Below are 14,679 nucleotides of genomic sequence, written 5' to 3' on the forward strand. Positions count from 1 at the left end.
GTCCCTAGAACGGTTCGAGGATTGCCGTCGCTGCCCGGCGGGTGACGCCCGGCTCCCCCAGCTTCTGCCGTAGCCGAACGTAGCCCTCCTGCACCCGCTCCCGTGCCCCGGAGGCGGGATCGAACAGGGGCAGCAGGGCCGCCAGGATGGCGTCCGGGGTGAAGTCGTCCTGCAGCAGTTCCGGCACGAGCCGTTCCCCCAGCACCAGGTTCACCGGAGAAATGTGCGCCACATTGAAATGGATCACATGTTTCGCCAGAAACGCCGTCGGCCGGCTGACCCGATAGCCGGTCACCTGGGGCACTCCCCGCAGGGCCAGTTCCAGGTTGGCGGTGCCGGACTTGGTCAGGGCGGCATCGGCTGCGGCACAGAGCAGGGGCCGCAGGGCATCGGCCTCACCGGCCGGGATCACCCGCACCGCCGTGGCTCCGGCCGCCTGCATGGTCTCGGCAAGCACCGCCTCGAACCCCGGCAGGCCAGCCGGCAGCAGCACCTGCAGATCAGGACGCTGCCGCTGCAGCTTGGCCACCGCAGCGGCCATCGGCGGCAACACGTAGCGCAGCTCCTGCCGCCGTGAGGCGGGCAGCATCAGCAGCACCGGAGCCTCCTGGGGCAGGCCCAGCTGCTGGCGGGCCTCCTGGCGCGTCGGTCGCTGCTGCAGGGTGTCGATCAGGGGATGGCCCACCCAGGTGACCTGGGCGCCCCGTTCGGCGTAGAAGCTGGCCTCCTCCGGGAAGATCGCCAGGATGCGATCGGTGAAGCCGATCAGCCGGGTGGTGCCGCCGTCGCCGAGGCGGAAGGCCCATTCCTGGGGGGCGATGTAGTAAGTGATGGGTACATCGGGGTAGAGCCGCCGCAGGCGCAGACCCAGGTTCACATTCGCCCCCATGTAATCGATCAGCACCACCGCATCCGGAGGGTGCAGCCGCAACCAGCGGCGCACCCGGGCCTGCAGCTTGAGGGTGGGAATCACCAGGGGGATCGGTTCCCACAGGCCGATGGCTCCGAGCTTGGTGGTGTCCGCCAGGAGCTGGGCGCCGGCCCGCTCCATCCGACTGCCCCCGAGGGCCACCACATCAAGGGGCAGGGAACGGCGGGCCGCCTCCTCGTGCAGGGCCTTGACCAGCAGGGAACCCTGCAGATCACCGGAGACCTCTCCGGTGCTGACCAGGAGTCGCACCATCAGCGCTGGGCCGGCAGCGGTCCGCGCCGGCCCGGCCCCACCGAGGCCTCCAGAAAGGCGCACAGTTCGTCGGCCGCCGCCAGCAGGGGACGCTCCCGCGCCTGCCGCAGGGCGGCCGCCAGCACCAGATCGCTGCGGTAGATGAGGGTCCAGAGATCCTGCAGCTGGCGGAACTGGGCGCCGTCGTCGAGCTGGGCCACGCCGCTGCGGCGCAGCCCGACGCGGTTCAGGCCACGGAGGCGGCCGGGGTGGCCCTCCACCGTCATGAACGGGGGCACGTCGCGGTCGATGCGGCTCATGCCGCCCACCATCGCCAGGCTGCCGATGTGGACGAACTGGTGGATGCCGAGCACGCCACCGATCACGGCCCGCTCCCCGATCACCACGTGGCCCGCCACCGCCACACCGTTGGCGATCACGATGCGGTCAGAGAGCTGGCAGTTGTGGCCGATGTGGCTGTAGGCCATCAGCAGGTTGCCGTTGCCCAGGACGGTGCTCTCCCCTTCGGCGGTGGCGCGGTTGATGGTGACGCACTCGCGGATCGTGTTCTCGTCCCCCATCACCACTTCGGTGGGGGCTCCGCCGTACTTGAGGTCCTGGGGCTCGAGGCCGATGCAGGCCCCCGGGAAGATCCGGTTGCCCTTGCCCATCCGCACCCGTCCGTCGATCACGACATGGGGGCCGATGCGACTGCCCTCGCCGATCTCCACCTCCGGACCGATGACCGAATAGGGGCCGATCTCCACGCCGGGGGCCAGCCGGGCCCGGGGATCGACCAGGGCCGTGGGATGCACGGATGTCGTCATGGCAGTACTCGACATCGCGTCAGTCCACGAGCGAGAACATCAGCTCGCCCGAGCAGACCCGCTCGCCATCGACCGTGGCAGTGGCGCGCACCTTGCCGAAGCGTTTGCGCTTCAGGCTGAGCAATTCGCAGGTGATCAGGAGCTGGTCGCCGGGCACCACGGGCCTGCGGAAGCGCACGCCGTCAATACCCGCGAAGACGAACAGGCCCTTGGGCAGATCGGGCATCTGGGTGACGATCAGGCCTCCCACCTGGGCCATGGCTTCGACGATCAGCACGCCGGGCATCAGCGGACGGCCGGGGAAATGGCCCTGGAACTGCGGTTCGTTGAAGGTGACGTTCTTGAGCGCCACCGCCCGCTTGCCGGGGACGTACTCCACCACCCGATCCACCAGGGCGAAGGGATAGCGATGGGGGAGCAGGTTGAGGATCTGCTCGCTGCTGAGCACCACGGCCCGTGCCACATCGGCGTCGGGGCAGACCGCCGGGGCGGCCTCAGGAGCGGCGGAAGGAAGAACGGTCAAGGAATCAGTGGGTCGGAACGGGCACGGGCAGGCGGGACGCCTGGGCCGCAAGGGCCGCGGCCATGGCGGTGTGCAGGCCATGGGAACCGCGGTAGGCGAAGACGTGGGCCCTGGGAAGGCCCACCAACGCCAGATCTCCCAGCAGGTCCAGCAGCTTATGGCGCACCGGTTCGTCGCCGAAGCGCAGCGGCGGATTGACCCAGCCGTCGCCGTCACACACCAGGGCATTGTCGAGGGCACCGCCACGGATCAGACCGGCCGCCAGCAACTGCTCCACCTGCTCCCGGAAGCCGAAGGTGCGGGCCGGGGCGATCTCCGCCACAAAGCCCGCCGGGGTGAGATCCAGGGCATAGAGCTGGCGGCCGATGGCCGCCTGGGGAAAGTCGATGGCCGCCGCCAGGCGCAGCCGGTCGGACGGCAGGGCCACCACAAAGCTCTGACCCTGCTGGAGGGTGAGGGGCAGGGCCGGCAAGGGGGGCTCGAGGCGCTCCCCCCGGCTGCTGAGCCCCGCCTCACCGATCGCTTCGACCCAGGGAAGCCCCGATCCGTCGAGCAGCGGGATCTCCTCCCCGTCCACCAGGAGCTCCGCCTGGCTGACGCCGGTGCCGGCGAGGGCCGCCAGCAGGTGCTCCACCGTGGCCAGGCGCCGATCCCCCAGCTGCAGGCAGGTGCAGAGGCGGGTGTCGCTCACCTGGCCGGGGCCCAGTTGCAGTAGGGGCCGTTGTGGGTCGTCCAGCCAGCCCAGCCAGTAGCCCGGCCGTTCCGAAGGGCCGAGCCGGACCCGCGAAACGGCGCCGCTGTGCAGACCCACCCCGGTGCGCTCCACGCTGGAGCTGAGGGTCCAGGCCTGGCGGTAGTCGCTGGGCCAGCTGGTCACTAGAACTTCCAGCCCACGCCGAGGTTGAAGCGCCATTCGCCGGTGAAGTCCTGGCTGGCCACCTCAAGGCGCAGCGGGCCGACCGGGGTGGTGACGATCAGACCGGTGCCGATCGAGAAGCCGGAACCGGGCTTGTTGAGCAACCCGCCCAGGTTGCCGGGCACTTTCGTCTGGCTGCCGAAGGTGGTGCCGCCATCGATGAACAGCTCGCCGCTGACGATGCTGAACAGGGGGAACCGGTATTCGATCGTGGCCTCACCGAAGCTGCGGCCCACACCGAGGTCGCAGTCGAAGTAACCACGCACCGAGTTGCCGCCGCCCAGGCAGAAGGCCTCATAGGGCGGCAGGTCGCCGATGACCGTGCCGGCGGACACCTGGAAGGCCAGAGCCTGTTTGCAGTCCTCGGTTTCGCCGGCCTTGGGCCGGCACCCCTTGTAGAACTTCAGCCAGCGCACCGGGATGTAGTGGGTGAAGCTGCCCCGCAGCCGGTTGAAGGTGGGGGAATCGGGACCCACCGAGAAGAACTGTTCGGTGCCGAGGCTGAGGAAGTTGCCCTGGGTGGGGTTGCGTGGATCGTTGAGGGTGCTCATCGTCGCCGCCAGCCGCAGGCCCAGCAATTGGTTGCGGGCGGCGCAGTTGTAGGCCAGGCAGATGATCGAGTTGGTCGGAGCGGTGAACAGCGCAGTGGATTCGTTCGGGGTGGCCAGACCGAAGCGGCGGGAGGTGCCGGAGAAATCCATCGGCGTGGCCACCTGGCCGGTGAGACCGAGCAGAACGGTCCAGGGGGCCCGCTTGAAGGGGTTGCCGCCGTTGAGGGGCCGCACGAATTGAACGTTGGCGCCGACGCGCTGGATCAGGACGCTGTTGCCGTCGAACTGGAACCAGCTGAGGTTCTGACCGGTGGTTTCGGCGGCGATGCGGGCCGCCGTCACCGACGGGAAGACATCCAGGAGGGGGTTGAACGGCGAAAAAATGTTGTAGGCGACCTGGGTGCCAGGGGCCTGGTAAAAGTCGGCGACGGTGAAGATGTTGCCTCCCTCCTGGCTCTGGAACACCTGGGGGGCGTCCCGGCTGATGAAGGCCTTGAAGCGGAAGGCGGTGCGGTACCTGTCCCCCTTGATCCAGGGGTCGCTGAAGGAGATGTCGGCCAGGCCGCCGAACTGGCCGTAGGTGAAGCTGGTGGAGAGATCCCAGGCGCGGCCGAACAGGTTGCTGTCCTGCACCTGGATCTGGCCGAAGACCCCCTGGCTCTGGCTGTAGCCCAGACCACCGGAGAGGGAACCGGTCGACTGCTCAACCACCCCCAGCACGATCACGACCGAGCCGGGATCCTCCGGTTCGGGACGCAGGGTCACCTTGACATCGCTGAACAGACCGGTGCCGTAGAGACGCTTGAGGTCGTCCTCCAGGTTGCGGCGGTTGAAGACTTCGCCGGTCTTGATGGAGATCTCTCGGGTGATCACCCATTCCTTGGTCTTGCCCTTGATCGGCTGGCCCTTGTCGTTGGTGGCCGATCCTTCTTTGTTGAGGAACTGCACCTCCACACCCTTGACCGTGCCCTGGCGCACCAGCAACTGAACGTCGCCATCGGGGCCGACGCGGGAGGGGCCGGTGACGCGGGCCAGGGAGAAGCCCTGGTCGGCATACCACTTCTGCAGTTCCTGCATGCGGCCCTGCAGGGTGACCAGGTTGAGGGTTTTGCCGTAATCCCCGGCGAAGGTGTCCTGCACCACCGTTTCCGGCACCTTGGCGTCGGCGGGATCGAGGCTCACCTTGGTGAGCACCGGATTGGGCACCACCGAGACCACCAGCCGCACCCCCAGCGGGCCGTCCTGGGGCTGGATCCGGACATCGGAGAACCAGCCCGTGGCGTAGATGGCCTGCAGGTCCGTTTCCAGTTCGCTGCGGGTGATGGCGTTGCCGGGGGTCACCGCCATGGCGGCGTAGGCCGCCAATTCCAGCCGCTCCCGCTCGGGATGGTCGGCCAGGCCTTCGATCACCACCTCGCTGATCAGCACCCTCGGCTCGGCCGTGGCCGCAGGCGAGGGGGCTGGACCCAGGGTGGGTTTGCCGGGCCGGTCGTCGCTGGCGGCGGGGGCGCCTGGGGTTGGGGTGGCCGGAACGGCTGGACTGGCAGGTGTGGCTTCGGGGGCCGGTGCCGCTGGGGTGCCGGCGGGGGCAGGGGCGACGTCGGCCGGGGTGGCAAAAGGATCGGCGCCGGCCTGGGCCAGCGAGGGCACCGGGGCCTGCCCCTCCCGCTTGGTGGGGAGATTCTCGGCCGCCCCGGCCTGGCCGCCGGTCAGCAGCAGGGCCACGAGCAGGGGCAGGGAGGCGGTCGCCGCCCGGGGCGTGACGCTTCGAAGGGTGTGGGGCCTGCCGAGGCGAACGCCAATCATGGATGTCGTCTGCAGAGCGGCCAGGCCGCAAATTCCGCTGACCTTACCCGTAGACCCTCGGTTCGGGACAGACCCCTTGGACCCGTTTGAGGACCTCCCCGTAGGCCTCGACAACACCGCCCAGGTCCTGGCGGAAACGGTCCTTGTCGAGAATTCGCTCCTGGGCATCGCTCACCGCCTGGTTCCAGAGGCGGCAGGTGTCGGGGCTGATCTCGTCCGCCACCACCAGTTCACCGGTGCTGGTGAACCCAAGTTCGATCTTGAAATCCACCAGTTCGAGACCCACCTGGGCGAACAGCTGGCCCAGGGCGCCGTTGACGCGGAAGGCCAGTTCCCTGATCGACTCCAGTTGGGCGGGCGTCACCAGCGCGAGCCGCTCCAGCCGCGCTTCGCTGAGCAGGGGATCGCCCAGGGCGTCGTCCTTGTAGTACAGATCGAGAAGCGGCGGCTCCAGCCGGGTGCCTGCCGCAATCGGCATCTGGCGGCACAGGGAACCGGCGGCCACGTTGCGCACCACCACTTCCACCGGCACCACCCGCACCGGTCGGACCATCATCCAGTGATCTCCCTGCAGGCCCAGGTAGTGGGTGGGCACGCCCAGCCGCTCCAGGTGCTCGAACAGCAGGGCGGAGATGCGGCAGTTGAGGGCCCCCTTGCCGAGCAGCTGGGCCTTCTTGAGGGCATTGAAGGCCGTGGCGTCGTCCTTGTATTCGACGGCCACCAGGTCGTGCTGGTCGGTGGCGTACACCCGCTTGGCCTTGCCTTCGTAGAGCAGGGAGCCGGTGGCAGGGGTCAGGGTCATGGGACGGGTGCTGTGGTCGGTGCCGGTTCCGTCGCCGGTACCGGGAGATCGGCGGCATGGCCGCCGGGGTCGCGGGGGGAGCGCAGCTGGATCTCCAGCTGGCGGGTGCGCGGGGCCGAAGCCGGATCCTCGCGCCGCCAGCGCCATTCCCCATAGGCGTCGTCGATACGGCCGCTGAGCCGCAGACGCCTCTCCACGGCCCGCCCGGAGGGCAGGGCGGCCTGGGTGTCCAGCAGCTCCGCCACCAGACCCCAGGCCCCCGCCGCGGCCGCCTGGTCGAGGGCCGCCTCCAGCAGGGCCTCCCGCTCCGGCGCCGGCAGTTCCTCCAGCAGCCCCACCGCTTGCTGCAGCCGCAGGGCTCCCGCCAGGCCGCCCTGACGGGCCCGCACCAGCAGTGCACCGCCGACCCGGGGAAAGCCCCGCGATTCCAGATGCAGGGCCAGCAACTCCAAGGCGGAGCGACTGATCACGGTGCCATCCTCCCGACGTTGCAGCGGCAGGGCGATGCCATCGAGGGATGTACCGCTCTCCTGCCGCAGCCGCTCCAGGGCCAGGGCGGCCCGGCGGTGGTCCAGTCCCGCCGAGGCGGCCCGCCACTGCAGTTGCAACCACTGCACCCGCTCGGCTCCGGCGGCCGGTCCGAAGCGGTTGAGCACGTCCATCGCCTCGCTGGGGGCCCGGCAGCTGAGCAGCACGTCGGCGTTGGCAAGCACCACCTCCAGGGGCTGGGGGGCCGGATGGAGCGTCAGCAGCCGCTGCTGCAGCTGCCTCAGCCGCTCGCCCAGATCGGCTTCGGCGCTCTGGCGACAGGCCGCGTCGAGCTGCTCCAGGTCCCCGTCGCGCAGCAGCTCGGCAAAGGCCTTGTCACTGAGGAGGGGTGGCGGTTCTTCAGACTTCTCCGTCACCCCGGTGGGTCCGGGTGCGGGCCCGTCGGCGGCAGCACCCTGGGGTGCCTGCTCTGGTGCCGGCGCAGGGGCAGCGGTCGTGGGGGTGGCCGCCGCAGCCGCCAGCGGCGTGCACAGGCCCAGGAGGGCCAGGGCTCCGAGGGTCCCCAGGAGCGTCGATCGCCACTCCAGTGGCCACCGCTGCCCGCGCAGGGGCGGGCCGGTGGTCGGACCGGATCCGCGGGGGGGGGCAGCGGTCGAGGCGGCGGTCGGAGAGAATGGCAAAGGGGAGTGGCAGCAAGGCAGGTCAGGGCAACCGGTGCAGCACCCGTGCCGGCGCTCAACCTAGGGGAGCTCTCCTCCCCGATCCACCCCCCGTCCTGCTCCCCTCGTTCGCCCATGGCTTCACCCACCCCCACCGCTGCTGCCGACGCTGGCCCGGTGCCCGCACGGATCCTGGTGGTGGGCGGTGGTGGCCGCGAGAATGCCCTTGGCTGGGCCCTGGCGCGCTGTCCGGGGGTCGAGCAGGTGCTGGTGGCCCCTGGCAACGGTGGCACCGCGGCCCTGGCGGGCTGCGTCCAGCTCGCGATCGCCGAATCCGACCAGGAGGCCTTGGCCGCGGCCTGTCGCGAGCGCGCCATCGATCTGGTGGTGGTGGGCCCGGAGGCGCCGCTGGCGGCCGGTCTGGCGGATCGTTTGCGTTCGCAGGGGCTGGCGGTCTTCGGCCCCGGGGCGGACGGGGCCCTGCTGGAGGCCAGCAAGCGCTGGGCCAAGGACCTGATGCAGGAAGCGGGCGTGCCCACGGCGGGCTACTGGGCGGCAACGTCCCGCCAGGAGGCCCTGGAGGCCCTGGAGCGGCACGGCCGCCCCCTGGTGGTGAAGGCCGATGGGCTGGCGGCCGGCAAGGGCGTGACGGTGGCCGACAGCCTCGAGCAGTGCCGCGACGCCATCGAGGAGGTGTTCGCCGGCCGCTTCCAGACCGCCGCGCCTGGTGAGCCGGCCGCCGCCCCCTCTCTGGTGCTGGAGGAGCGCCTGCACGGCCCGGAGGTGTCGGTGTTCGCCCTCACCGACGGCCGCAGCATGGTGCTGCTGCCCCCGGCCCAGGACCACAAACGCATCGGTGAGGGGGACACCGGTCCCAACACCGGCGGCATGGGGGCCTATGCCCCGGCCCTCCTGCTGGATGGGGCGGGACTGGAGCAGGTGCGCCAGCTGGTTTTGGAGCCGATCCTGGCGGCCCTGCGGGCCCGGGGCATCGACTACCGCGGCGTGATCTTCGCCGGCCTGATGCTCACCGAGGACGGTCTGCGGGTGATCGAGTTCAACTGCCGCTTCGGGGACCCGGAGTGCGAAACCCTGATGCCCCTGCTTGGCCCTGAGCTGGCCAGGGTGCTGCTGGCCTGTGCCACCGGCCGTCTGGAGGAGGCCCCGCCCCTGACGATCGAGCCCCGTTGCAGCGCCTGCGTGATCGCCGCCGCCGAGGGCTACCCCGGCGAGGTGCGTCGTGGGGATCCGATCCATGGCGAACTGACCGACGACCCCGACCTGCAGCTGTTTCATGCCGGCAGCCGCCGCGGCGAGGATGGCCACGTGGTCACGGCCGGCGGGCGGGTGTTGGCGGTCGTGGCCCAGGCCGCGGATTTCGATGCGGCCTTCGATCGGGCCTATGCCGGCCTTGGGCGGGTGGGTTTTGAGGGCATGGTCTTCCGCCGTGACATCGGCCACCAGGTGCGGACGCGTCCGCCGGTGCGGCCATGACGCTCAGCGACCCAGGCCAAACACGCACCAGCCCGGCACCAGAGGATTCCCTGAACCTGTGGCGGGCGCGCCTGCGGCGTTGGTGGGCCGAGTTCAGCCTCCAGACCAAGCTGCTGGCGGTCGCCCCCCTCGTGGTGAGCCTCTTGATGACGGGCATCACCTTCCTGGCCCTCAATGGCATCCAGCGCGATGCCCGCATGAGCGACACCCGCTTTGCCCGCGATCTCGGGCTGCTGCTCTCGGCCAACGTCACTCCCCTGGTGGCCGAGGGCAACGACCGCGAACTGGCCTCGGTGGCCGAACGCTTCTGGCAGTCCAGCCGCAGCCTTCGCTACATCTTCTTCGCCGATTCCGACGGGGTGATCTATCTGGGCATTCCCATGGGCGGTAGCACCGGCATGGGTGAGCGGTTGCTCAGCCGCCGCCTGGAGCTGCCGGCCGATATCCAGCGTCGCCCCGACAACCCCCTGATCCGCCAGCACCTCACCCCGGACGGCCAGGTCACCGATGTGTTCGTGCCGATGGTGAGCGACGGCCGCTATCTGGGGGTGGTGGCCCTGGGCATCAACCCCAACGAAACGCTGCTGGCCAGTGCCGCCCTCACCCGTGAAGTGACCGTGGCGGTGTTCATCTCCATCTGGGTGCTGGTGATCCTGGGCTCGGTGTTCAACGCCCTCACCATCACCCAGCCGGTGAAGGAGCTGCTGCGGGGGGTGCGCTCGATCGCCGGCGGCAATTTCGAGACCCGTATCGCCCTGCCTGTGGGGGGTGAGCTCGGCGAACTGCTCAACGGGTTCAACACCATGGCCTCCCAGCTGGAGGTCTACAAGGCGGCCAACATCGAGGAACTCACCGCCGCCCAGGTGAAACAGCAGTCGCTGATCGCCACCATGGCCGACGGGGCTGTGCTGCTCGACGCGGAAGGGCACATCGTGCTCGCCAACCCCACCGCCCGGCGCCTGTTCCGCTGGGAAGGGCGCAATCTGGAGGGCAGCGAGCTGGCCAGCGAACTGCCCGACCGGCTGGCGATGGAACTGCACGATCCGCTGGAGAGCCTGATCCTGAACGAGCGGGACAACACCGAAGTCCGCTGCAGCTTCGGTGATCCCTCCCGCACCCTGCGCATCGTGCTCCAGTCGGTGCGGGATGCCAGCGGCGAGAGCCTCAAAGGCATCGCCATGACCATCCAGGACCTCACCAGGGAGGTGGAGCTGAATGCGGCCCAGAGCCGCTTCATCAGCAATGTCTCCCACGAGCTGCGCACCCCCCTGTGCAACATCAAGAGCTACGTGGAGACGCTCCACGACATGGGAGACCTGCTCAGCCCCGAGGAACAGAAGGAATTCCTGAGCATCGCCAACGCCGAGACCGACCGGCTGTCACGGCTGGTCACCGACGTGCTCGACCTGTCACGGCTGGAATCCGACCGGGTCTGGCAGCTGGAGCCCATGGACCTGGCCCCGGCCATCGAGCAGACCCTGCGCACCTATCGGCTGAACGCCGAGGAAAAGGGGGTCACCCTGATCTTCGCCAGCGATCAGCACCTGCCCCGGGTCCGTGGCAACTGGGATCTGCTGCTGCAGGTGTTCGACAACCTGGTGGGCAATGCCCTCAAATTCACCCGTGACGGCGGCCAGCTGCTGCTGCGCGCCTACCCCTGGCCCGACCACTGCCTGCTGGATCCAGGCGCCAGCCCGGGCGACAACCCCTCCTGTGCGCTCACCTCCCCCCTGCCGCGGCTGCGGGTCGAGATCGCCGACACCGGCTGCGGCATCTCCGAAGCCGACCAGGCGCGGATCTTCGAGCGGTTCTTCCGGGTGGAAAACGCCGTTCACACCGAGGCTGGCACCGGGCTGGGACTCTCGATCGCTCGCGGCATTCTCGAGAAACACGGCAGCCAGGCCCGCATGGCCAGTGAGCCCGGGGTGGGCACCACCTTCTGGTTCGACCTGCCGCTGGAGGATGCCGACGGCGATGAATTGCAGGTCCAGGTGGAGCGCTCTTCCTCCATGGCCGACATGGACAAGGAACGGCGCACCGCCTTGGCCTGAGGGATCACACCTGCCTGATCAGCGCTCCCCGTCCACGCTGCGCATGATGCGCCCGAGGTCTGCCCTTTCATCGGTGGTGATGCGATGGGGAACACCGCTGATGATGCGCTCGAAGTTGGCGAAGGAATCCTTGATCTCCGGACCGTTGCTCGTGATCACGAACTCGCGGATGCCCTTGTCGTGCCAGGAACCGCGCATCTTGAACACGTTCAGGGCCCGGGCCATTTCGCCGCGAATCTCCACATACTGCAGCAGCAGGATGGTGTCGGTGATGGTGGAGATGTGGGAGTCGGTGATCGAGTGGCTGCCCATGAACTCTTCGGAGGTGTTAGTGAAGAAGCCCGCAATCTCCTCCTGCTTCGCATACCCCGTCACGCCGATCACGAACTGTCGGAAGGCGTTGTGGCTGACGCCCCTGGCGAGGGCGGAAAGGGAATCGATCGCCATCCGGGACGGCTTGAACTCGCTGATCTCCGTCTTGATGATCTGCAGGTGATCCTCCAGGCCGGTGGACTCCGGATAGGCGCAGATGATCTTGAGCAGACCGTCCTGCTCCATCTGCTCAAAATCGATGCCCCAGCTGGTGGCGTTGCGCAGCAGCTGGGAGCGGGATTCCTCGTAGGCAAACAGGATGGCCCGTTCCTTACTGCGGCAGGCATCCTCGACGAACTTGCTGACCAGCAGGGTCTTGCCGGTGCCGGTGGCACCGGTCGCCAGGATGACGGAGTCCTTGAAGAACCCCCCGCCGCACATCTCATCGAGCCGGGGCACACCGGAACTTATGCGCACATTGGAGGAGCGCTGGGTGAGGCGCATCGCCCCCAGTGGGAACACACTGATGCCGTGGCTGCCCATGGTGAAAGGAAACTCCCCCTTCATGTGGGTGGTGCCACGGAGCTTGAGCACCTCCACCGTGCGGCGCCGCCGTTCCCCCTCCAGCACGTTGCGCAGAATCACCACGTTGTCGGAGACGAATTCCTCGACGCCGTAGCGGGCGATGGGCCCGTATTCGTCGATGCGTTCGGTGGTCATCACCGTGGTGACGCCGATTTCCTTGAGCCGGGCGATCAACCGGAAGATCTCCCTGCGCACCACGGAGATGGCGTCGTACTGCTGGAAGACGGCAGTGATGGAGTCGATGGCCACCCGCTTCGCTTTGTATTTACGAATCGCGTAGTGGATGCGTTCGATCAGGCCGGAAAGGTCGAAACTTCCGGAAACCTCCTGGCCGTCGGGATCCGGGGAAGCATCCAGCACAAAAAGCTTGTTCTGCTCCACCATCTCCTGCAGGTTCCAGCCGAAGCTGGAGGCATTGCGAAGGATGTCGAGGGGCGATTCCTCGAACGTGACGAAGATGCCGTGTTCGTTGAACTGGCGGATCCCGTTACAGAGAAAATTCAACGAAAAGACCGTTTTCCCGGTTCCTGAGGTGCCGCTGATCAGGGTCGATCGACCAATCGGCAGACCGCCATGGCAGACGTCATCGAAGCCTTCGATTCCCGTGGGAAGCTTCTGCATCTGCATCCGGTTGGCGCTGGGGTCGTGGTCGTTGGAATCCGGCATCGAAGGGGTGGAAAGGGAGGGGGCTGGGTGGCTGATGCTTTGGCCTGGCCAGGACGGCTTCAGGAGGATTCGGGAGGGGAGGCTTCACCGCCTGCTTCGAGATCGTCGATGTCCAGCTTGAAGTCCTCGTCCGAGAGTTCTTCGTAAAGGAGATCGAGGCCGATCAACACCCGATCCCGGTCGGACAGATCGCCGATGATCCGGCGCACGGGCGGGGGCAGGATCTTCGCCAGGGTGGGTGTGGCCAGGATCTTGTCCTCCTCCGCCAATTGCGGATTCTTGAGGACGTCGATCACCTTCAGGGCATAGACCCCACGGAACTCGGACTCGAGGATGTTGCGGAGCGTTTTCAGGGCCCGCATGGAATTTGGCGTGTTGCCTGCCACGTAGAGCTTGAGGATGTAAGTCTTGCGAAAAGTCATGGCAGTGGCTTAAGCGGAGGGGCTGGTCGATTCGGACATGGGGGCCGGCACGATCGGCACGTCCGCAGGAATGGAGCGCCGATACATTTCGCAGAGGTGGGCCATGACGTCAAGGAGGGCCAGGCGGTAGTCCTGCAGGAAATCGTTCTTCTGTCCTTTCAGCATGAGCTGTTTCCAGAACTCTTCAATCAGATTCACGTGGATCTCGACCATTTTGGTGATCGGCAGATCGGCAAAGAAGGCTGTGTTAACGAAGCTTTCGATCGCCTGGTTGGCCGCGGCCGGATTCTTGAAGTAGCTGATCAGCAGATCCCGATAGCTGCGTCGCAGCGAGTCGAGCAGCTCCCTGCGCTCCTCGGCTTCCAGGTTGCGCAGGAAGCGGGAGGGGTCCCGCTTGTAGTAGACGCTGAGATACCCGAGACGACCGTTCAGCCGGTTTGACAGTTTCCAGCCATCGGGGGTGGTGGCCTGTCGTTCGCTGCTGGACGGCGGGGTGTGGCTGCGCAGAAACCGGGAAACGGCCGCATCGAGGCTGTAGCTCAGCTGCTCCAACTGATCGGGGGGCAGGCGGACTTCCGCCCCATGGAACAACACGTCGCCCCTGACGGGGCCGATCAGCACGGCTGGCAGCTCGAGCCCCCGTTCGTGCATGGTCCCGAAAAAGCTTTCCTCCACGGCACCCTCCTCGAGCAAAAGTCCGTCGACGTCCTCGCAGCGCTGCTCCAGCTGGGCGAGGGGGTCGGTGGTGGGGTCGAGAGCCACCAACTGGTAGCGCCCGCCCTTGAGCCACTGGGCGCAGGCCTCGGCCAGGGCAGGGGTCTGGATGAGGGTGAGAATGTTGAGGACGGGTTGGGGCATCGACCGCTGCGGCGGGGACGCCCCCTGGTCGAGCTGATTCTTGACGGAAGGAGGTCCCGGACGGGAGGATCTTAGTTCTGTCTTTCGATTCCGTGCGCCCAGGCCCAATGGCGGCTCCCTGCCGCCAGCCTGGCCACGCCCCTTGACGTGATGACCCAAGCCCCCCAGCAGGACCTCCCCAGCGCCGCCGCGACAGGAGCCGCGACGACGGATACCACCGGTGCCTACGCCATCGTCGAAGCCTCCGGTCAGCAGTTCTGGCTGCAGACGGATCGCTACGTCGACCTTGACCGCCTCAGCGCCGACGTCGACAGCACCGTCACCCTGGAGAACGTGCTTCTGGTGAAGGACGCGTCCGGCACCACCCTGGGCCAGCCCTACGTGGCCGGCGCCACCGTGGAACTCAAGGTGATGGCCCATCGCCGCGGCCAGAAGATCATCGTTTACAAGATGCGTCCCAAGAAGAAGACCCGCCGCAAGAACGGTCACCGCCAGGAACTCACTCGTGTGATGGTTCAGTCCATCAAGGTGGGCGGCAAGGCGATCGTCTGATCGG

Annotated in this window: 13 protein-coding genes; 3 read left to right on the plus strand and 10 right to left on the minus strand. The window is 67.8% G+C overall.

From position 1 onward, the window contains the following. Positions 1-4 precede the first annotated feature (4 nt). From lpxB to KUG43_RS03525, 7 genes are all read right to left on the minus strand, one after another. Positions 5-1,183 (minus strand): lipid-A-disaccharide synthase, encoded by a 1,179-nt coding sequence (lpxB, locus tag KUG43_RS03495; protein ID WP_216906083.1) that lies wholly within the window; start codon positions 1,181-1,183, stop codon positions 5-7. Next, positions 1,183-1,989, minus strand: coding sequence for an acyl-ACP--UDP-N-acetylglucosamine O-acyltransferase (gene lpxA, locus KUG43_RS03500; protein WP_216906085.1), 807 nt, complete (start codon positions 1,987-1,989; stop codon positions 1,183-1,185). Before lpxA ends, lpxB begins: the two co-directional genes overlap by 1 nt. 19 nt (positions 1,990-2,008) lie before the next feature. Continuing rightward, complete coding sequence (gene fabZ, locus KUG43_RS03505; protein ID WP_216906269.1) at positions 2,009-2,437, minus strand: 3-hydroxyacyl-ACP dehydratase FabZ; 429 nt, start codon at positions 2,435-2,437, stop codon at positions 2,009-2,011. A gap of 79 nt (positions 2,438-2,516) precedes the next feature. After that, positions 2,517-3,389: a UDP-3-O-acyl-N-acetylglucosamine deacetylase gene (gene lpxC, locus KUG43_RS03510; protein ID WP_353617916.1), complete on the minus strand. Its 873-nt coding sequence runs from the start codon at positions 3,387-3,389 to the stop codon at positions 2,517-2,519. Beyond that, complete coding sequence (locus KUG43_RS03515; RefSeq protein ID WP_216906091.1) at positions 3,389-5,785, minus strand: BamA/TamA family outer membrane protein; 2,397 nt, start codon at positions 5,783-5,785, stop codon at positions 3,389-3,391. The genes lpxC and KUG43_RS03515 overlap by 1 nt, the downstream gene beginning before the upstream one ends. A gap of 43 nt (positions 5,786-5,828) precedes the next feature. Continuing rightward, positions 5,829-6,587, minus strand: a complete 759-nt coding sequence (purC, locus tag KUG43_RS03520) for a phosphoribosylaminoimidazolesuccinocarboxamide synthase (RefSeq protein ID WP_216906094.1) — start codon at positions 6,585-6,587, stop codon at positions 5,829-5,831. Further along, positions 6,584-7,756: a hypothetical protein gene (locus tag KUG43_RS03525; protein ID WP_216906096.1), complete on the minus strand. Its 1,173-nt coding sequence runs from the start codon at positions 7,754-7,756 to the stop codon at positions 6,584-6,586. Before KUG43_RS03525 ends, purC begins: the two co-directional genes overlap by 4 nt. Before the next feature lie 114 nt (positions 7,757-7,870). Here KUG43_RS03525 and purD point away from each other — a divergent pair, with 114 nt between their 5' ends. Both purD and KUG43_RS03535 read left to right on the plus strand, forming a co-directional pair. Further along, entirely contained in the window at positions 7,871-9,229 is a 1,359-nt protein-coding gene (purD, locus tag KUG43_RS03530) for a phosphoribosylamine--glycine ligase (protein WP_216906099.1), read from the plus strand. Then, on the plus strand, positions 9,226-11,280 hold the full coding sequence (locus KUG43_RS03535; RefSeq protein WP_216906101.1) for a HAMP domain-containing sensor histidine kinase: 2,055 nt from the start codon (positions 9,226-9,228) through the stop codon (positions 11,278-11,280). The genes purD and KUG43_RS03535 overlap by 4 nt, the downstream gene beginning before the upstream one ends. Positions 11,281-11,298: 18 nt before the next feature. On the opposite strand, the gene kaiC is transcribed toward KUG43_RS03535, so the two are convergent. Genes kaiC through KUG43_RS03550 form a run of 3 tightly spaced genes read right to left on the minus strand, consistent with a single transcriptional unit; the run spans position 11,299 to position 14,123 of the window. Further along, positions 11,299-12,843, minus strand: coding sequence for a circadian clock protein KaiC (kaiC, locus tag KUG43_RS03540; RefSeq protein WP_216906103.1), 1,545 nt, complete (start codon positions 12,841-12,843; stop codon positions 11,299-11,301). A 59-nt stretch (positions 12,844-12,902) separates the two neighbouring features. Then, the gene (gene kaiB, locus KUG43_RS03545; RefSeq protein ID WP_216906106.1) at positions 12,903-13,265 is read right to left on the minus strand and encodes a circadian clock protein KaiB; all 363 of its coding nucleotides are present in this window, start codon (positions 13,263-13,265) and stop codon (positions 12,903-12,905) included. A gap of 9 nt (positions 13,266-13,274) precedes the next feature. Next, positions 13,275-14,123, minus strand: a complete 849-nt coding sequence (locus KUG43_RS03550) for a circadian clock protein KaiA (protein WP_216906108.1) — start codon at positions 14,121-14,123, stop codon at positions 13,275-13,277. A gap of 150 nt (positions 14,124-14,273) precedes the next feature. On the opposite strand from KUG43_RS03550, the gene rplU reads away from it, so the two are divergent. Further along, positions 14,274-14,675 carry a 50S ribosomal protein L21 gene (rplU, locus tag KUG43_RS03555; protein ID WP_216906110.1) on the plus strand — a complete coding sequence of 134 codons (402 nt, stop codon included), beginning with the start codon at positions 14,274-14,276 and terminating at the stop codon, positions 14,673-14,675. The last annotated feature ends 4 nt before the right edge of the window (positions 14,676-14,679 follow it).

Source organism: Synechococcus sp. CCY 0621, assembly GCF_019038465.1.
Classification (GTDB): domain Bacteria; phylum Cyanobacteriota; class Cyanobacteriia; order PCC-6307; family Cyanobiaceae; genus Cyanobium.